Raw genomic sequence first — 16,215 nt, 5'->3', positions numbered from 1 at the left:
CGCGGCCAGCCCGGAAGACTGCGTAGGCCGCTGTCAGCCCTCCCGGGCCCAGCGCGCGCGGCGCTCCAGCTCGGCCGCGCTGGGATCGTCGTCGCCGAACGTACCCGTCCGCGGCGGCTGGTCGGTCCTCACCCAGGTGTTGGCGACGACCCCCGACCCCGACTGTCGCGTCTTCGTCAGCGTCCAGGCGCGGGGGCGGGCGCCGTCGTCGAACAGCCGCTTTCCCGCGCCCAGGATGACCGGGAAGGTCAGCAGGGTCAGCTGGTCGATCAGGTCGTGCGCCAGCAGGGTGTGGATGACCTCGCTCGACCCCTGGATCAGCAGGTCGCGCCCCCCGGTCGCCTTCAGCGCGCGCACCGCGGCGGCGAGGTCGCCGTCCAGTCGCTGACTGTGGGCCCAGTCCAGCGGCGTCTCCGGGCCGGCCGCGACGTATTTGTTCACGGCGTTGAACGTGCGGCCGATCTCGTCGTTCTGGTGCGGCCAGTAGGCGGCGAAGATCTCATAGGTCCGGCGGCCCAGCAGCAGGTCGTAGTCCTCGCCCATGGCCTCCTGCATCAGTCCGCCGGCCGTCTCGTCGAAGAACGGCCAGACCCAGCCGCCGAAGGCGAAGCCCCCGGTCGTGTCCTCGTCGGGTCCGCCGGGGCCCTGAATGACGCCGTCGAGGCTGACGAAGGTGGCGGTTCTGATCCTTCGCATGACGGTCATGCTCCCTGGGGCTTCCAGCCTTCCGCCGGCATGGTGTTGACCATCCACGGCACGCCGAACCGGTCGATCAGCCCGCCGTAGCCGGGCGACCAGAAGGTCTCTCCGAACGGCATGGTCGTCTTGCCGCCTTCGGCCAGGGCGTCATACCAGCGCCGGGCCTCGGCCACGTCCCCGGTGTGCAGGGTGACGTCGAAGCCGTTCTTCGGCTTGTCGACGTTCGGAGCCCAGTCGACATCCATGTCGGCGCCCATGATCGCCTGATCGCCGACCTCCAGCCAGCAATGCATCAGCCAGTCCCGGTACTGCGGTCCCACGGGCATGTCGGGCGGGCCTTCGCCATAGGGGTAGGCGGCGGTGATCCTGCCGCCCAGAACCCGGGCGTAGAACTCGAAGGCTTCCCGGCACTGGCCGCGGAAGCTGAGGCTGGTCACGATCTTCATGGTCGGTCCTCCCTTGAACGGTTGAAACAAACGCCGAGGCTACGAATCCTTGTCGCGGGCGAGGAAGGCCTCCAGCCGCTCGAAGGTGCTGGTCCAGCCGTGTCTGTGGCCGGTCAGGCTGGCCTCCGACTTCAGTCCCTCGTGGGTGAAGTCCATCAGCGTGCCGCCGCCCGGGGCGTCGCTGAGCCGGACCGTCACCAGGGTGTCGACCGGTGGGCCGTCCTCGTGCGACTCGTCCCACTTGAAGGTGAAGACCAGCCGCTCGTCGGGTACGATCTCGCGATAGATCCCGCCCTGCCACAGGTCCTGGCCGGTGTCCGGCGAACGCAGGCAGGCCCGCCATTCGCCGCCGACCCGAAGGTCCTGGGTGGCGCTGACCGCCGGCCACTCGACCGGACCCAGCCACAGCACCATGACCTCGGGGTTCGTCCACGCCCGCCACACCAGCGGCCGCGGCGCATCGAAGAAGCGCTGCATCTGCAGGGTCGGACGGGTCGCGGGGGCTTCGACAAAGGTCATCGGGCGGCTCTTCGGCGTGTCCGGTCGAGGGTCGGGCAGGTCAGTGGGTCTTCAGCAACTCGGCCAACTGGTCGGCGCAGGTCCCCCAGCCTTCGTGGAAGCCCATGGCCTCGTGCTGCTTCATCGTCTCGGCGTTCCAGTGGCGCGCCGTGGCGACATAGTCGGTCCGGCCGTCGTCCCGCGGCGTCAGTTCGACCGTGGCGACCATGAACGGCTGCCCGGCGGGCCGCCAGTCCGGCGTCAGGGCGTCGGTCGTGATCCAGCGCCGGTTCGGAATCGCCTCGAGGAAGACGCCGCTGTTGGGAAAGCGCTCGCCGTCGGGGCCGTGCATGATGAAGTTGAACACCCCGCCGGGCCGCGGGTCGAGTTGTACGTCCGAGATCGTCCAGGGCTTGGGCGCGAACCACTGCTGCAGCAGCTCGGGCGTCATCCACGCCTTCCAGATCTGCTCCGGCGTCGCGTCCAGCACCCGGCGCAGCACGAGGGCGTGCTCGTGGGCGACGCCGTCAGTGTGGCAGGGGTTGTCGTCAATTTCTTGGGCCATCGGGGTCTCCCTTCTGGATCTTCTTCAGATAGGCGTCGAGACGGTCGAAGCTGGCGTCCCAGTAGCGGCGGTAGTGTTCCAGCCACTCGGCGATGCCCTTCATTCCCATGGGTTCGAGGCGGGCGGGTCGCCACTGGGCCTCGCGACCGCGGCTGATCAGCCCCGCCTTCTCCAGCACCTTCAGGTGTTTCGACACCGCGGGCAGGCTCATGTCGAACGGCGCGGCCAGGTCGTTGACGCTGGCCTCGCCCTCGCACAGCCGCGCCAGGATGGCCCGACGGGTCGGGTCGGCCAGGGCAGCGAATTTGGCTGAGAGGGGATCGGTCTGCATCAGGGAACTTCGTGTGTAACTCACAGGTTAAATGCGCGCCGGTTCGGAGCTTGTCAACCCTTCAGTTAAATAAAGCGCCGGAACGTCCGGCCCGCCCGAGCGATTGGATCAGTCAGCCGGAGCAAGACCATGAAAGCCCTGATCCTGAACTGCACGCTGAAGCCGTCGCCCCAAACCTCCAGCACCGAGGCCCTGGCGAAGGTCGTCCTCGCCGAACTCGAAAAGGGCGGCGCCCAGGTCGAGATGATCCGCCTCGTCGACCTGAACCTCAAGCCCGGCGTGAAAACCGACGAAGGGGAGGGCGACGACTGGCCCGCCGTTCACGCGAAGATCATGGCCGCCAACATCGTCGTCTTCGCCACCCCGACCTGGCTGGGCCAGATGTCCAGCGTCTGCCTGCGCGCGCTCGAGCGGCTGGACGCCCTGTTCGGCGAGACCGACGACAGCGGTCGCCCGGTCGCCTTCGGCAAGGTCGCCGGCGTCGTCATCACGGGCAACGAGGACGGGGCCCACCACATCGTCGCCACCGTCTGCCAGGGCCTGATCGATATGGGCTTCACCATTCCGGCCCAGAGCTGGACTTACTGGCACCTGGGACCGGGGCCCGGACCGGACTATGTCGACACCGATCAGGGCCACGACTGGTCGGACCGCGTCGGCCGCAACGCCGCGCGCAATCTGCTGGCCCTGGCGAAAGTGCTGAAGCCCTCGACCTATCCGGTTCCCGAAAGCGGCGAGGACGCCTAGCGTAGGCGAAAGGCCGTCGGGAGGATTCCATGTCGCTGTTGCTCGCCGCCGTTGCGGCTCTGTCGCTGCAGTCCGCGCAGCAAGCGCAGGCCGCCGCCGCCCTGAGTGAGATGCACGCCGCCGCGGCGCGCTCCGACGGCCCGGCCTGGGCCGGCCGCCTCGCCCCCGGCCTCGTCTGGGTCGGCAACGAGACCTCGGAGCGCTGGGACCGCGACGCCTTCCTCGGCTTCGCCGCGCCGACGTTCGCGCGCGGCGAGGGCTGGGTCTATTCGGCGCGCGAGCGCCACGTGACCCTGGCCCCCGACCCCTGCGCCTGCGTCGCCTGGTTCGACGAGGTGCTGGACAGCGTCACCTACGGCACGGCGCGCGGTGAGGGCCTGCTGGTGCGCGAGGGCGACGACTGGCGGGTGCTTCGATACGCCCTCAGCTATCCGATCCCCAATGACCTCGCCAATGCGATGACGACCGAGATCAAGGCCTTCGAGGCCGCGACGCCCATCGTCGACGCCCCGGGCGAGGCCGCCGACACCCCTGAGGAACGGGCTGCGGCCCTGGTGCTTGACACCCTGCATCGCGAGGCCTCCGAAGCCGACGGGGCGGCCTATTTCGACCTGTTCACAGCCGACGCGACCTACATCGGCACCGACCTGACCGAGCGCTGGTCGATCGCCGAGTTCCGCGCCTACGCCGAACCCTATTTCAACCGCGGCCAGGGCTGGACCTATACGCCCCGGTCCCGGTCGCTGACCCTGGCCCCGCTGGATTGCCGCTGCGTGGTCTGGTTCGACGAAGCGCTCGACAGCGCCTCCTACGGCACCAGCCGGGGCACGGGTGTGCTCGTACGCGGCGACGACGGCCGCTGGCGCGTCGCCCTCTACGCCCTGACCTTCCCCATCCCGAACGCCCTGGCGCGGGATATGACGGCGCGCATTCGGGCGGCGGCCGAATAGGCATTTCCCTCCAAGACCGCGCGCCTGCCGGCGCCGAACCGTCCCTCCACCGGGTTCCGTCGAAAGGCAGTGGGAGAACGGTCTGGACCGGGTCGAGAGTCTCGTATGCTTCTCGAAAAAATGTACGCGGATCTCGGGCGGCCTGTCGGCCTGGCCGGCCCCGCGCGAAACCGGGCGCGCGAGGCGCGCGAGGCGCGCGAGGCGTGGAATAAATAATGTCAAAGACCCCGCCCTGTGGGCTTTGGAGGACTAGAACACAGGCCTGCGTCAGAGGCGGTCGCAGGGCTCCGGACGGGCCTCGAACGCGGTCCTTGCAGGGGCGAAAGTCGCCAATTCAGGGGCGAGAGTAGCGGGTTGGGAGGGGCGGGAGTCTCCATCCCGGCGGAGAGCGCAACGCCGCAGTCTGGTGGTGGGCGTCGCCCCTGAAACGGAACGTATGGCCAACTCCAGCCCGGACCTCTAACACCTGCGGCATGGATTTCACCGACCACGCCTTCGTCCTGTCCGCCCGCGCCCATGGCGACACCGGGGTGGTGGTGGAACTGCTGACCGAGGAACACGGCCGCCGCGCCGCCTACGTCGCCGGCGGGGCCTCCCGGCGGATGAAGCCCTTCCTGCAGGCGGGGGCGCGGGTGACCGTCGACTACAAGGCGCGGACCTCGGACCACCTCGGCTCGGCCCGGCTGGAGCCGGTGGGGGAGGGGCCCAGCGCCCTGTTCGACGATCCGCTGGCCCTGACCGGCCTCGCCGCCGCTGCGGCGGTGGCGCAAGGGTCATTGCCGGAGCGGGAGCCGCATCCGGGCGCCTTCCTGGCCTTCGAGGCGCTGATGTCGGCCTTCGCCCTGCCGGACGTCTGGCCCGCCATCTTCGTGCGCTTCGAGGCGGGGCTGCTGGAGGACCTCGGCTTCGGCCTGGACCTGAGCCGTTGCGCCGTCACCGGGACCATGGACGACCTGGTCTGGGTCAGCCCGCGCACCGGCCGCGCCGTCAGCGCCGACGCCGGCGCGCCCTATGCCGACAAGCTGCTGAGCCTGCCGCCCTTCATGTTGGGGGCCCAGGCGGGGCTGGGGGAGGGGGATGTCGGGGCCGGCCTCGATCTGACCGGCCATTTCCTCGAACAGTTTGTCTTCCACCCCCAGAACAGGCCCATTCCGTCCGCGCGGGTGTGGATGATCGACAAGCTGCGCGAGGCGGGCCGGCTTTAGGCGCTAGACTCGAGCCTCCAGACCGCCGATTCGGACCCCATGACCGTTCACACCCCGCCGCCGGAAGGCGGACGCATCGTAGACGAGCCGATGAGCGAGGCGCTGTCGCGCCGCTACCTGGCCTATGCGCTGTCGACCATCACCAACCGNAACCCGCAGGCGGCGGCGCGCAAATGCGCCAAGGTCGTCGGCGAGGTCATGGGCGGCTATCACCCGCACGGCGACGCCTCGATCTATGACGCCCTGGTGCGCCTCGCCCAGGACTTCTCGCAGCGCTATCCGCTGGTCGACGGCCAGGGCAACTTCGGCAACATCGACGGCGATAACGCCGCGGCCATGCGCTACACCGAGTGCAAGCTGACGGCGGCAGCCGTCCTCCTCATGGAGGGCATCGACCAGGACTCGGTGGACTTCAAGGCCACCTATGACGATCAGGACGAAGAGCCGATCGTCCTGCCCGCCGGCTTCCCCAACCTGCTGGCCAACGGCTCGTCCGGCATCGCCGTGGGCATGGCCACCTCGATTCCGCCGCACAACGTCGGCGAATTGATCGACGCCTGCCACGTCCTGCTGGACCGTCCCGACGCCACGACCGAGGAACTGGCGACCATCGTTCCCGGTCCCGACTTCCCGACCGGCGGCGTCGCCGTCGAGGGCCACGCCTCCATCCTCGACGCCTATGAGACCGGCCGGGGCGGCGTTCGCCTGCGCGCCCGGTGGGAGACCGAGGACCTCGGCCGCGGCGTCTGGCGCATCATCGTCACCGAGATGCCCTACCAGGTGCAGAAGTCGAAGCTGATCGCCGACCTCGCCGATCTGATCGAGCACAAGAAGGCCCCGCTGCTCGGCGACGTGCGCGACGAGTCGGCCGAGGACATCCGGCTGGTCATCGAGCCGAAGAGCCGTACGGTCGAACCAGAAGTCCTCATGGAGAGCCTGTTCAAGCTCTCCGATCTCGAGGTCCGTTTCCCGATCAACATGAACGTGCTGGACGCCACCGGCACCCCGCGCGTCATGGGCCTGAAGGCCTGCCTCCAGGCCTTCCTCGATCACCGCCGCGACGTGCTGGTCCGGCGCGCCCACTGGCGCATCGAGCGGGTCGAGAAGCGGCTGCATCTGCTGGAAGGCCTGCGGATCGTCTTCCTCAACCTCGACGAGGTCATCCGCATCGTCCGCGAGGAGGAACAACCCAAGGCCGTCCTGATCGCCCGCTTCGGCCTGTCGGAACTCCAGGCCGACTTCATCCTCGACACCCGCCTGCGCCAGCTGGCGCGGATCGAGGAAATGACGATCGAGAACGAATACAAGGCGCTCGCCGACGAACTTGCCGCGCTGCAGTCGCTCTCGTCCTCGCCGGCCAAACAGTGGAAGCAGGTCGGCAAGGATCTGGAGGCCGTGCGCAAGGCTCTCGTGTCGCCGCGCCGCACCACCATCGCCGAAGCCGTGGACTCGTCCGCCTACGCCTCGGTGGAGGCCTTCATCCCGCGCGAGGCCATCACCGTCATCCTCTCCGAACGCGGCTGGATTCGCGCCGCCAAGGGCAAGGTCGAGGATCCGTCCGAGCTGAAGTTCAAGGAGGGGGACAGCCTCGCCTTCCTCGTCGCCGGCCATACGACCGACAAGCTGCTGGTGGCCGCCTCGGACGGCCGCATCTTCACCGTCGGCGCCGACAAGCTGGCCTCGGGCCGCGGCCACGGCGAGCCGCTGCGCCTGATGATCGACCTCGACGAGAAGGCCGAGATCGTGAACCTGCTGATGCACCAGCCCGGCGGGAAACTGCTGATCGCGTCCAAGGCCGGCTACGGCTTCATCGCCCCCGAGGACGAGCTGCTGGCCCAGAAGCGCGGCGGCAAACAGGTGCTGAACGGCGAGATGCGCGCCGCCCTGCGCGTCACGGGCGACCACGTCGCCGCCATCGGCGACAACATCAAGGCCCTGATCTTCCCCGTCGCCGAACTGCCCGAAATGGGCCGCGGCAAGGGGGTGAAGCTGCAGTCCTACAAACAGGGCGGCCTCGCCGACGTGGCGGTGTTCGACAGCGCCCTCGGCCCTGAATGGGTCGACGGCGGCGCCCGCCGCCGCAACTGGCCCGACTGGAAGGACTGGCTGGGCAAGCGGGCCGGGGCCGGGCGGCAGGGACCGCGCGGGCTCAGGAAATTCCGTTAGTCGAGCGGGGCCGGGATTCCGAATGCCCGGCTCAGCCTCACGCGCTGTTCCTCGCAGGCCGGGACCAGGGCGTACAAGGCCTGGAGCCCGGCGTTGAACCCGTTGATATCCTGCGCGAACAGCGCCTCGCGGGCCGGCCGGAAGGCCTCGCCCCGCACATCGCTGATTGCTTCTTCGGTCACCGGATCGGGGATCCGCAGCTGGGGGCCGAAGCGCTGGCTGTAGCGAACGAACTGCATCTCATGGCCCCGGTAGGTCGCGACGTCGGGATGGTGCTCGAACAGCTCCATCGACTTGCCCGTCGCGGCGGCGCCGTACACGCCGGCGCAGCGCACCGAGACATCGTAGTCCGCCTGGATCTCTTCGAGGAACCGCTCCTGACCCGCGGCGGCGCCCGGCAGGGCCAATGCCGTCAGGACGCCGGCCAGAACCAATATGCGCATGGGAGCCTCCAATCCGCCGCGACGATGAACGAACGCCGTTCTTCGTGCAAGGAGCCAATGGTGTCGGCGATTTCACTATCCGACCCCCGGTTGTCGCGCGATACTCGCGCCCTGGCCGACGCTCGGCCGTCCTGGAGACCGCAATGCTGACCACCCTGATCGTCATCGCCGTCATCGTCGCAGTGGTGCTGTTCGTCATCGTCGGCGCCTACAACAAGCTTGTCGCCCTGGACCAGCGGGCCGACCAGTCGTTCGCCGACATCGACGTGCAGCTCAAGCAGCGCCACGACCTGATCCCGAACCTCGTCGAGACCGTGAAGGGCTACGCCACCCACGAACGCGGCACCCTGGACGCCATCACCGCCGCCCGCGCGGCCGCCGCCGGCGCGACCTCGGTCAACGACAAGGTCGAGGCCGAGAACATGCTGACCGCCACGCTGGGCCGTCTGTTCGCCGTCGCCGAGGCCTATCCCGACCTCAAGGCCAACACCAACTTCCTCGAGCTCCAGCGCGAGCTGTCGGACATCGAGAACAAGCTGGCCGCCGCGCGCCGCTTCTTCAACAACGCCGTCAGCGAGTTCAACGCGGTGCGCCGCCAGTTCCCCACCGTGCTGTTCGCCGGCATGGTCGGCTTCGGCCACGACAAGCCCTTCTTCGACGTCGGCGAGGGCGACCGAGCGACGATGAACGCCGCGCCGCCCAAGGTCAGCTTCACGGCGTAGGGGATCGCATTGATGGCCGCCGTCGGGCTCCAGACCCACATCTGGGCGAACAACACCCGTTCGGTCCTCCTGCTGGCAGGCTTCCCGGTCCTGATGGTGGGCATCATCTACGGGGTGCAGCTCATCCTCATGGGCATGGGCTTCCTGCCCGGGACGGGCCGGGGACTGGGCGAGGACATGGCGCTCGCCGCGTCCTGGCTGGGCGGCACCATTCCCCTGGCCCTCACCGTGGCGGCCATCTGGTTCGCCATCGCCTATTTCGGCAACCAGGCCATGGTCGACGCCATGACCGGGGCTCGAAAGGTTGAGAGGCGGACTGAACCGGACCTCTACAACCTGCTGGAAAACCTCGCGATCTCGCGGGGCCTGCGCACCCCGACGCTGCGGCTCATCGAGACCGGCACCCTGAACGCCTTCGCCACCGGCCTGCACGAGGGCCGGTACAGCATCACGGTCACCCGGGGTCTCGTCGACACCCTGACCCGCGACGAGCTGGAGGCGGTGCTGGCCCATGAGCTGACCCACGTCATCAACAAGGACGTGCGGACCATGGTGATCGCCTCGATCTTCGCGGGCATCATCAGCGTCATCGCCGAACTGGTGTTCCGGGGTCTGATCCATTCACGCGGCGGCGGACGCCGGGACAACAAGAACGCCATGCCGCTGGTCCTGATCGGCCTGGCCTTCGCCGCCGTCGGCTTCGTTCTGGCCATCGTCATCCGGATGATGCTGTCGCGCTCGCGGGAGTATGTGGCTGACGCGGGTGCGGTCGAACTGACCAAGAATCCCGACGCCATGATCTCGGCGCTGCGCAAGGTCGAGGGCCGGTCGACGCTCAAGGGGCCGGACGAGCTCCAGCAGCTGTTTCTCGACAACCAGCCGAATGGCGTCGGCCTGGAAGGCCTGTTCGCCAGCCATCCCCCGATCCAGAAGCGGGTCGACGCCCTGGTCCAGTTCGGGGGAGGGGTGGATCCCGGTCCCTGGAGCGGCTTCGCGCCGGAGCCGCCCGACTACGAAACCTCGGTGCCCGCGGCGGGCTGATCTTCCATCCGCTCCCAGCCCAGCCGGGTCAGCTGTTCCATGGGCCGGAAGTCGGCCTTGTAGTCCATCTTGCGCGAGCCCCGGACCCAGTAGCCCAGGTAGACGAACGGCAGATTCACCGCCGTCGCCTGACGGACGTGGTCCAGGATGGCGAACCGGCCGAGACTGCGGGCCTCCATCGCCGGCTCGAAGAAGCTGTAGACCATCGACAGCCCGTCCCCGAGCAGGTCCGTCAGGCAGACCCCCACCAGATCGCCGGGTCCGCCGTCGGGCGACGGCAGGCGGTACTCGATCAGATGCGTCCGGACAGCCGTGTCCTCGACCATGGCCACATAGTCGAGCCAGCTCATGGCGCTCATGCCGCCGCCGGGATGGCGGCCGTTCAGGTACCGGCGCAGCAGATCGAACTGCTCGGTCGTGGCCTCCGCCTCGACCAGGTCGCGCGACAGGTCGGCGTTCCGCTTCAGCACCTTGCGCTGCGAGCGCGAGAAGGCGAACTCGGGCACCGGCAGCCGCACCGAGACACAGGCGTCGCAGGCCTCGCAGGCCGGGCGGTAGGCGATGTTCTGGCTGCGGCGGAACCCGGCCTGGGTCAGCTCGTCGTTGACGTGAGCCCCTTCGCTGAACGGCAGGTTGGCGAACACCTTCCGCTCGGTCTGCCCTGGCAGATAGGGGCAGGGGGCCACCGAGGTCATGTAGAAACGAAGCTGGCGCTGGGGAACAAAGGTCACGGCGCTACATCCGCATCCGATTTCGCCGACAGTGGGGCAGCCGTCTCGTCATCGGACGATTTGCGCCCGCGTCGCCCCGCGGGGCAAGCCCGTTCACCCCACACGCGCGTGCGGGGCGGCCCGTCACAGGCTGGTGTCCGTGGGCAGCACCGGCGCCTCGCGCAGCAGGACGATGGCGATGCGGCGGTTGCCGGCCAGGGTCGGATCGTCGGGATAGAGCGGGTCCGAACCCGCCTTGCCCGACACCTGGTAGACGCGGTCCGGATCGACGCCCGCGGCCTGCAGGATCAACCGCGAGGCGTTGGCCCGTGCGGAGGAGAGGGTCCAGTCGTTCGGACCCGTCGCGCGGCTTGACCCGGGCGCGGCCGAGGTGTGGCCCGTGACGGAAATGCGGTTGGGCAGCTGGGTGATGACCTTCGAAATGGTCCGCAGCAGCAGCTGGGCCCGCGGATTGGGCCGGGCCGAGTTCTGCTCGAACATCGACCGGCCTTCCTGATCGACCAGCTGGATGCGCAGGCCCTCGGGGGTCTGGTCGATGATCAGCTGTTTGGACAGTTCGGCCAGCTCCGGCATCGACTGCATGGCCTGACGCAACGATTCGGCGGCCGAGGAGAACTCCGCGGCTTCGCGCCGGGCGATCTCCTCGCGCAGGGCCGCCTCGCTGGCGGCGGCGAGGTTCTGGCTCTGGCCCGCTTCGGGCGGTGCGTCCGGCGGCGCCTCGGGCGCGAGTTCGCTGATCACCGACTGCGAGCCCGATCCCTTGGCCCCGTCGTCGCCAAGCGCCGTCCCGCCGAGGATGCCGCCCGAACCCGAGGTCGTTTGCGAGACGCTGGCCGGAGCAAAATATTCGGCGATGCCGCGCTTCTGTTCCGGGTCGGTCGTATTGATCAGCCACATCAGCAGGAAGAAGGCCATCATCGCCGTGACGAAGTCGGCATAGGCCACCTTCCACGCGCCGCCATGGTGGCCGCCGCCAATGACCTTCTTGACCTTCTTGATGAGGATCGGGCGATCGCTCATGGACATGGGACGCTGGCCTCGGCGGTGAACTCGGCCCGACGATGGACGCCTCAAGGTTAAGGCCGCGTTTCCCATACCGTCCGGTCTTGCTCCGGCGCCGGGCCTCGCCTAGTCGTCGCGGTGTGAGCACGCCCTCAGATCCCGCGTTCGACGTCCAGGCCTACCGCCGCGCGCTGGGCGGTTTCGCGACCGGCGTCTGCGTGGTGACCGCGCATACGGAGGAGGGGCCCTTCGGCATCACGATCAACTCCTTCACCTCGGTGTCGCTCAAACCGCCCCTGGTGCTGTGGTGCCTGGATCGGGCCTCGGACCGGCACAACGCCTTCGCCGCCGCGGACCGGTTCGCCGTTCACATGTTGCCGGCCGAGGACCGCGAGATGTCGGACCGGTTCGCCTGGGGCGTCTGCCGCCTGTCGTCGGACGAGTTCGACAGCTCCAGCGCCGAGCCTCCGCGGCTGAAGAACGCCCTGACGCGGCTGGACTGCGTCGCGACCGAGCGAATCGTCATGGGCGATCACCTGACCATCGTCGGGGCGGTGCAGGCCTTTGAAACCGCGCCCGGCGCCGCCCTTGTCTATTATCGCGGCCGCTACGGCGTCGCTCCGGAGCCTGAGGAATGAAGATCGGTTTCGCGGGCCTCGGCGTCATGGGTGGGCCGATGGCGCGTCATCTGGTTCATGCAGGACATGAAGTGTCCGGCTTCAACCGCACCCCCGACAAGGCGCGATCGTGGGCGCAAGCCAGCGGCGGCCGGTTCGCCGAGACGGTCGCCGGGGCGGCGGATGGCGCTGATCTGCTGATCCTGTGCGTCGGAAACGACGACGACGTGCGCCAAGTCGTGACCGAAGCGCTGCCGCACTTGAATACGGGTGCGATCATCGTCGATCACACAACAACCTCCGCGAAGGTCGCGCGCGAAATGTCGGCGCTGGCGGCCGCTCAGGGCCGGGCGTTCATCGACGCACCGGTCTCCGGCGGTCAGGCCGGGGCCGAGAACGGCCAGCTCAGCGTGATGGCCGGCGGCGATGCGGCCGCGCTGGCGAAGGTCGAACCCGCGATCATGGCCTATTCGAAGGCCGTCAAACACATGGGTCCGTCGGGCGCGGGCCAGCTGACCAAGATGGTCAACCAGATCGCGATCGCCGGCGTCGTCCAGGGTCTGGCCGAGGCCGTCCATTTCGCCGAGGTCACAGGCCTCGACACCGGCGCGGTCTATGACGCCATCTCGAAGGGCGCGGCCCAGTCCTGGCAGATGGACAACCGCTGGAAGACGATGGCCGAAGGCCGGTTCGACTTCGGTTTCGCCGTCGACTGGATGCGCAAGGATCTGGGCCTCGTGCTGGACGAGGCCCGCACCAATGGCGCTCATCTGGCGCTGACCGCGCTGGTGGACCAATTCTATTCCGAGGTGCAGTCCATGGGGGGCGCGCGATGGGACACGTCGAGCCTGGCGGCAAGACTGCAGGCGCGCGCCGATCGGGCCTGAGTATGCGCAACATTTCGTATAATATATCTTATGCGCATAACAAGCATGGCCCGGGGCGAGGTGTTCAAGGTCCTGCCGCCGCCCTCTCTCTTGCATCCAGCAGAGCGATCGCCTCCCGCACATAGTTGGCGTGGGCGACCAGACCGATGCCCAGCGGTTCGTCCGAGGGCCGCACCTCGGATGTCAGCACTCCGGCGATGAACGGATGATCGGGCTGGACGGTCCCCGGGAGTTTGCGCGCCGCTGGAGTCCAGAAGACTGGCCCGCCCGAATTTCCCGGAAAAACAGGAAAATCAAGAAGAAACACTGGAAAACTCTCAATCGGAGTCAATGGCCAAGACCCGACTCGCCCCACGCGCAGGATCGGAAACCCCGCCGTGTTCGACGCATAGCCGCGTGGAAAGCCCAAGGTGAACAGTTCATCGCCCGGCCCGACCTGCCACGCGTCCAATGTGTCCCGGTCGGCGAGCCAGGCCAGCGGAATGGCGGCGCGGGCGAAGACAGGCGGCGCGGACACCTCCATTACCGCTATGTCCCGGTCGGGGTGTCTGATCCAGACCGGCTCGCCTGCCGCGTCGCGAATGCGCAGCGGCTCGGGGGCGAAACGCCAGCCGCCGCCCGGAATCTCGACCCGCCAGCCGATCCGCGCCTCGGGCGAACTCATGCCCGACACCACGTGGTGGGCCGTCACCAGCACCGTCCGGGGCTCGCCGTCCGGGCGGGGTGCGTCGATCAGAAAGGCCGTGCCGACCCGGCGCGTGCCGTCGCCGTTCATCTGGTCGATCTGCACCGTGGCGCTGATCAGGCCGACGGTCAGATCCCAGTCCGGAAGGGACAGGCCGGCGGCGGGCGGCGGCTCCTGAACGGGTTCCGGGGGCGTCTGAAGGTCGAACATCATCCCCCATCGGGTCAGCGGCGTTTGTTCATTTGACGGCGGGACGCCGGCGCGCACAAGGTCCGCGTTCAATCGAGGGGCCATCCATGAACCGCCGCGACCTGCTCGCCACCTCCGCCGCCGCGCTGGCCGCGAGCGCCCTTCCCGTTTCAGCCCGCACGCCCGGAGCCCCGATGCCGCAGAATCGTCCCGTCCCCCCTGTCGCCAAAAAAATCCCGGTGACGATCGAACAGCTGGGGCGCGTGCGCACAGACGACTATCAGTGGATGAAGGACGACAACTGGCAGACCGTGCTGCGCGACCCGACCGTCATCAAGGCCGATGTGAAGGAGCATCTGCTGGCCGAGAACGCCTATCGCGAGGCGATGATGGCCTCGACCCTGCCCCTGCAGGCGGCGATGTTCGAGGAGATGAAGGGGCGGATCAAGGAGGCCGACAGCTCGGTCCCCTCGCCCGACGGCGCCTGGGAATACTTCATCGAGTACCGGACGGGCGATCAGCATCCCCGGTACATGCGCAAACCGCGCGCCGGGGGCGACGCGCAGATGCTGCTGGACGCCAACGCCCTGGCCGAGGGCAAGGCCTTCTCCAAGGTCTCGGCCGCCGATCACAGCCCGGACCACGCGCTGTTCGCCTACGCCGAGGATGCGCAGGGGTCGGAGGTTCACCACATCTACGTCAAGGACCTTGCGAGCGGCGCCGTGCTGCCGGATCCGATCGGTTCGGCGACCGGCGACTTCACCTTCTCGCCCGACAGCCAGTGGATATTCTGGACCAATCGGGACGACAACGGCCGGCCGGACAAGATCTTTCGCCGCCCGGTACGGGGCGGCGAAGCCAGCCTGGTCTATGAGGAAGCCGACGACGGCATGTTCATCAGCGTCAGCCGCACCGCCGACGACGCCTTCATCCTGATCTCCATCGCCAATCAGGAAACCGCGGAAGCCCGCGTCATCCCGGCCGCGACGCCGACCGCGACGCCGGTCCTGCTGGAGCCGCGCCACGTCGGTCGGCTGTACGAACCCGACCACTGGGGCGACCGCTGGGTCATCCGGACCAACGCCGACGACGCGATCGACTTCAAGATTGTCGAGGCGCCGACCGCGACGCCGGGCAAGGCGAACTGGATCGACCTGGTCGCCCATGCGCCGGGCCGGTTCATCGAGGGCGTGGCTCTGGTCAAGGACTTCATCGGCCGCCAGGAACGCGCCGATGCCAATACCAAGATCGTCATCCGCGACCGATCGGGGGTCGAGCACGAGATCGCCGTGGACGAGCCCGCCTACTCCCTGTCGCTGGGCGGGGCGTCGGAGTTCGACACCACGATCATGCGCTACGGCTACAATTCGCCGTCCACGCCGACCTCGACCTATGACTACGATCTGGCGACGCGCGCGCGGACCCTGCGCAAGGTGCAGGAGGTTCCGTCGGGGCACGATCCGGCCGACTATGTGGTCGAGCGGCTGAACGCCCCTGCCCCCGACGGAGAACTGGTGCCGGTGACTGTGCTGCGCCGCAAGTCGACGCCGGTCGACGGTTCGGCGCCGGTGCTGCTGTACGGCTACGGCTCCTACGGCTCCCCGATTCCGGCCAGTTTCTCGACCAACCGGCTGTCGCTGGTGGATCGGGGCTGGATCTATGCCATCGCCCACGTCCGCGGCGGCTCCGACAAGGGCTGGAACTGGTTCCTCAGCGCGCGCCGGATGACCAAGAAGAACACCTTCACCGACTTCATCGCCGCGGCCGAACACCTGATCTCTCGCAGCTACGCCCGGGCTGGAAACATCGTCGCCGAGGGCCGGTCGGCGGGCGGCATGCTGATGGGGGCGGTCAACAACATGCGGCCCGACCTCTGGGCGGGGGTGATCGGGGGCGTGCCCTTCGTGGACGTGATCAACACCATGAGCGACACCAGCCTGCCGCTGACGCCGCCGGAGTGGCCCGAATGGGGCAATCCGATCGAGGATCCCGAAGCCTACGACTATATGATGAGCTACAGCCCCTATGACCAGGTCGGGCCGCGCGCCTATCCGGCCGTGCTGGCCACGGGCGGCCTGTCGGACCCGCGCGTGACCTACTGGGAACCCGAGAAATGGGTCGCCAAGCTCCGGCCCGCGACGACCTCGGGCAAGCCGATCCTGCTGAAGATCAACATGGAGGCGGGCCACGCGGGGTCCTCCGGCCGGTTCGACTATCTGAAGGAGGTCGCGCACGACTACGCCTTCGCGGTGTGGGCGATCGAAAAGGGTTGGGAGCGGGCCTGATCCGAC

18 protein-coding genes and 1 pseudogene are annotated in these 16,215 nt (G+C 68.4%); 10 read left to right on the top strand and 9 right to left on the bottom strand.

Annotation, left to right across the window (positions count from 1 at the left end; genetic code table 11):
* Positions 1-33: 33 nt before the first annotated feature.
* From ASD25_RS04650 to ASD25_RS04630, 5 genes are read right to left on the bottom strand one after another with little or no spacing between them, the layout of a single operon-like run.
* The gene (locus ASD25_RS04650; RefSeq protein WP_055830706.1) at positions 34-696 is read right to left on the bottom strand and encodes a dihydrofolate reductase family protein; all 663 of its coding nucleotides are present in this window, start codon (positions 694-696) and stop codon (positions 34-36) included.
* A gap of 5 nt (positions 697-701) precedes the next feature.
* Positions 702-1,145, bottom strand: coding sequence for a VOC family protein (locus tag ASD25_RS04645; protein WP_055830469.1), 444 nt, complete (start codon positions 1,143-1,145; stop codon positions 702-704).
* Positions 1,146-1,184: 39 nt separating this feature from the next.
* The gene (locus ASD25_RS04640) at positions 1,185-1,664 is read right to left on the bottom strand and encodes an SRPBCC domain-containing protein (RefSeq protein WP_055830471.1); all 480 of its coding nucleotides are present in this window, start codon (positions 1,662-1,664) and stop codon (positions 1,185-1,187) included.
* 40 nt (positions 1,665-1,704) lie between these two features.
* Entirely contained in the window at positions 1,705-2,208 is a 504-nt protein-coding gene (locus ASD25_RS04635; protein ID WP_055830474.1) for an SRPBCC family protein, read from the bottom strand.
* The gene (locus tag ASD25_RS04630) at positions 2,192-2,539 is read right to left on the bottom strand and encodes a helix-turn-helix transcriptional regulator (protein WP_055830476.1); all 348 of its coding nucleotides are present in this window, start codon (positions 2,537-2,539) and stop codon (positions 2,192-2,194) included. The genes ASD25_RS04635 and ASD25_RS04630 overlap by 17 nt, the downstream gene beginning before the upstream one ends.
* Before the next feature lie 129 nt (positions 2,540-2,668).
* On the opposite strand from ASD25_RS04630, the gene ASD25_RS04625 reads away from it, so the two are divergent.
* From ASD25_RS04625 to parC, 5 genes and pseudogenes are all read left to right on the top strand, one after another.
* Positions 2,669-3,286 carry a flavodoxin family protein gene (locus ASD25_RS04625; RefSeq protein WP_055830478.1) on the top strand — a complete coding sequence of 206 codons (618 nt, stop codon included), beginning with the start codon at positions 2,669-2,671 and terminating at the stop codon, positions 3,284-3,286.
* A 29-nt stretch (positions 3,287-3,315) separates the two neighbouring features.
* The gene (locus ASD25_RS29150; RefSeq protein ID WP_082560111.1) at positions 3,316-4,236 is read left to right on the top strand and encodes a nuclear transport factor 2 family protein; all 921 of its coding nucleotides are present in this window, start codon (positions 3,316-3,318) and stop codon (positions 4,234-4,236) included.
* A gap of 473 nt (positions 4,237-4,709) precedes the next feature.
* Positions 4,710-5,441, top strand: a complete 732-nt coding sequence (gene recO, locus ASD25_RS04615; protein ID WP_055830480.1) for a DNA repair protein RecO — start codon at positions 4,710-4,712, stop codon at positions 5,439-5,441.
* Positions 5,442-5,480: 39 nt separating this feature from the next.
* Positions 5,481-5,590 (top strand): annotated as a pseudogene (locus ASD25_RS31620) (hypothetical protein); the annotation flags it as partial.
* 1 nt (position 5,591) lies between these two features.
* Positions 5,592-7,607, top strand: a 2,016-nt coding sequence (gene parC, locus ASD25_RS04610; RefSeq protein ID WP_235562601.1) for a DNA topoisomerase IV subunit A, incomplete at its 5' end; no start/stop codon positions are given.
* Here the strand turns inward: parC and ASD25_RS04605 are convergent.
* Positions 7,604-8,050 (bottom strand): hypothetical protein, encoded by a 447-nt coding sequence (locus ASD25_RS04605; protein WP_055830483.1) that lies wholly within the window; start codon positions 8,048-8,050, stop codon positions 7,604-7,606. The two genes, parC and ASD25_RS04605, sit on opposite strands and share 4 nt — an antisense overlap.
* 143 nt (positions 8,051-8,193) lie before the next feature.
* Here ASD25_RS04605 and ASD25_RS04600 point away from each other — a divergent pair, with 143 nt between their 5' ends.
* The gene (locus ASD25_RS04600) at positions 8,194-8,772 is read left to right on the top strand and encodes a LemA family protein (RefSeq protein ID WP_055830486.1); all 579 of its coding nucleotides are present in this window, start codon (positions 8,194-8,196) and stop codon (positions 8,770-8,772) included.
* Between the two features lie 12 nt (positions 8,773-8,784).
* Positions 8,785-9,813 carry a M48 family metallopeptidase gene (locus ASD25_RS04595; protein WP_235561754.1) on the top strand — a complete coding sequence of 343 codons (1,029 nt, stop codon included), beginning with the start codon at positions 8,785-8,787 and terminating at the stop codon, positions 9,811-9,813.
* Here the strand turns inward: ASD25_RS04595 and ASD25_RS04590 are convergent.
* Both ASD25_RS04590 and ASD25_RS04585 read right to left on the bottom strand, forming a co-directional pair.
* Positions 9,783-10,544: an arginyltransferase gene (locus ASD25_RS04590; protein WP_369816548.1), complete on the bottom strand. Its 762-nt coding sequence runs from the start codon at positions 10,542-10,544 to the stop codon at positions 9,783-9,785. The genes ASD25_RS04595 and ASD25_RS04590 overlap by 31 nt on opposite strands.
* A 123-nt stretch (positions 10,545-10,667) precedes the next feature.
* The gene (locus tag ASD25_RS04585; RefSeq protein ID WP_055830490.1) at positions 10,668-11,570 is read right to left on the bottom strand and encodes a flagellar motor protein MotB; all 903 of its coding nucleotides are present in this window, start codon (positions 11,568-11,570) and stop codon (positions 10,668-10,670) included.
* A 116-nt stretch (positions 11,571-11,686) separates the two neighbouring features.
* Between ASD25_RS04585 and ASD25_RS04580 the strand changes: the two genes are divergently transcribed.
* Both ASD25_RS04580 and ASD25_RS04575 read left to right on the top strand, forming a co-directional pair.
* On the top strand, positions 11,687-12,184 hold the full coding sequence (locus ASD25_RS04580; protein ID WP_055830492.1) for a flavin reductase family protein: 498 nt from the start codon (positions 11,687-11,689) through the stop codon (positions 12,182-12,184).
* On the top strand, positions 12,181-13,050 hold the full coding sequence (locus ASD25_RS04575) for an NAD(P)-dependent oxidoreductase (protein WP_055830494.1): 870 nt from the start codon (positions 12,181-12,183) through the stop codon (positions 13,048-13,050). Before ASD25_RS04580 ends, ASD25_RS04575 begins: the two co-directional genes overlap by 4 nt.
* A 64-nt stretch (positions 13,051-13,114) precedes the next feature.
* Here the strand turns inward: ASD25_RS04575 and ASD25_RS04570 are convergent, their stop codons facing one another.
* Entirely contained in the window at positions 13,115-13,945 is an 831-nt protein-coding gene (locus ASD25_RS04570; protein ID WP_055830711.1) for a serine protease, read from the bottom strand.
* 86 nt (positions 13,946-14,031) lie between these two features.
* Between ASD25_RS04570 and ASD25_RS04565 the strand changes: the two genes are divergently transcribed.
* Positions 14,032-16,209: a S9 family peptidase gene (locus ASD25_RS04565; RefSeq protein WP_055830496.1), complete on the top strand. Its 2,178-nt coding sequence runs from the start codon at positions 14,032-14,034 to the stop codon at positions 16,207-16,209.
* Positions 16,210-16,215: the final 6 nt, after the last annotated feature.

Source organism: Brevundimonas sp. Root1423, assembly GCF_001426805.1.
The sequence above is the reverse complement of the archived record's forward strand: the minus strand, read 5'-3'. Positions and strand labels throughout refer to the sequence as shown.

What these genes read in the sequence shown, in the direction of transcription:
- ASD25_RS04650 (WP_055830706.1), bottom strand. Translation starts at nt 696, where the DNA reads ATGCGAAGGATCAGAACCGCCACCTTCGTCAGCCTCGACGGCGTCATT.
- ASD25_RS04645 (WP_055830469.1), bottom strand. Translation starts at nt 1,145, where the DNA reads ATGAAGATCGTGACCAGCCTCAGCTTCCGCGGCCAGTGCCGGGAAGCC.
- ASD25_RS04640 (WP_055830471.1), bottom strand. Translation starts at nt 1,664, where the DNA reads ATGACCTTTGTCGAAGCCCCCGCGACCCGTCCGACCCTGCAGATGCAG.
- ASD25_RS04635 (WP_055830474.1), bottom strand. Translation starts at nt 2,208, where the DNA reads ATGGCCCAAGAAATTGACGACAACCCCTGCCACACTGACGGCGTCGCC.
- ASD25_RS04630 (WP_055830476.1), bottom strand. Translation starts at nt 2,539, where the DNA reads ATGCAGACCGATCCCCTCTCAGCCAAATTCGCTGCCCTGGCCGACCCG.
- ASD25_RS04625 (WP_055830478.1), top strand. Translation starts at nt 2,669, where the DNA reads ATGAAAGCCCTGATCCTGAACTGCACGCTGAAGCCGTCGCCCCAAACC.
- ASD25_RS29150 (WP_082560111.1), top strand. Translation starts at nt 3,316, where the DNA reads ATGTCGCTGTTGCTCGCCGCCGTTGCGGCTCTGTCGCTGCAGTCCGCG.
- recO (WP_055830480.1), top strand. Translation starts at nt 4,710, where the DNA reads ATGGATTTCACCGACCACGCCTTCGTCCTGTCCGCCCGCGCCCATGGC.
- ASD25_RS04605 (WP_055830483.1), bottom strand. Translation starts at nt 8,050, where the DNA reads ATGCGCATATTGGTTCTGGCCGGCGTCCTGACGGCATTGGCCCTGCCG.
- ASD25_RS04600 (WP_055830486.1), top strand. Translation starts at nt 8,194, where the DNA reads ATGCTGACCACCCTGATCGTCATCGCCGTCATCGTCGCAGTGGTGCTG.
- ASD25_RS04595 (WP_235561754.1), top strand. Translation starts at nt 8,785, where the DNA reads ATGGCCGCCGTCGGGCTCCAGACCCACATCTGGGCGAACAACACCCGT.
- ASD25_RS04585 (WP_055830490.1), bottom strand. Translation starts at nt 11,570, where the DNA reads ATGTCCATGAGCGATCGCCCGATCCTCATCAAGAAGGTCAAGAAGGTC.
- ASD25_RS04575 (WP_055830494.1), top strand. Translation starts at nt 12,181, where the DNA reads ATGAAGATCGGTTTCGCGGGCCTCGGCGTCATGGGTGGGCCGATGGCG.
- ASD25_RS04570 (WP_055830711.1), bottom strand. Translation starts at nt 13,945, where the DNA reads ATGTTCGACCTTCAGACGCCCCCGGAACCCGTTCAGGAGCCGCCGCCC.
- ASD25_RS04565 (WP_055830496.1), top strand. Translation starts at nt 14,032, where the DNA reads ATGAACCGCCGCGACCTGCTCGCCACCTCCGCCGCCGCGCTGGCCGCG.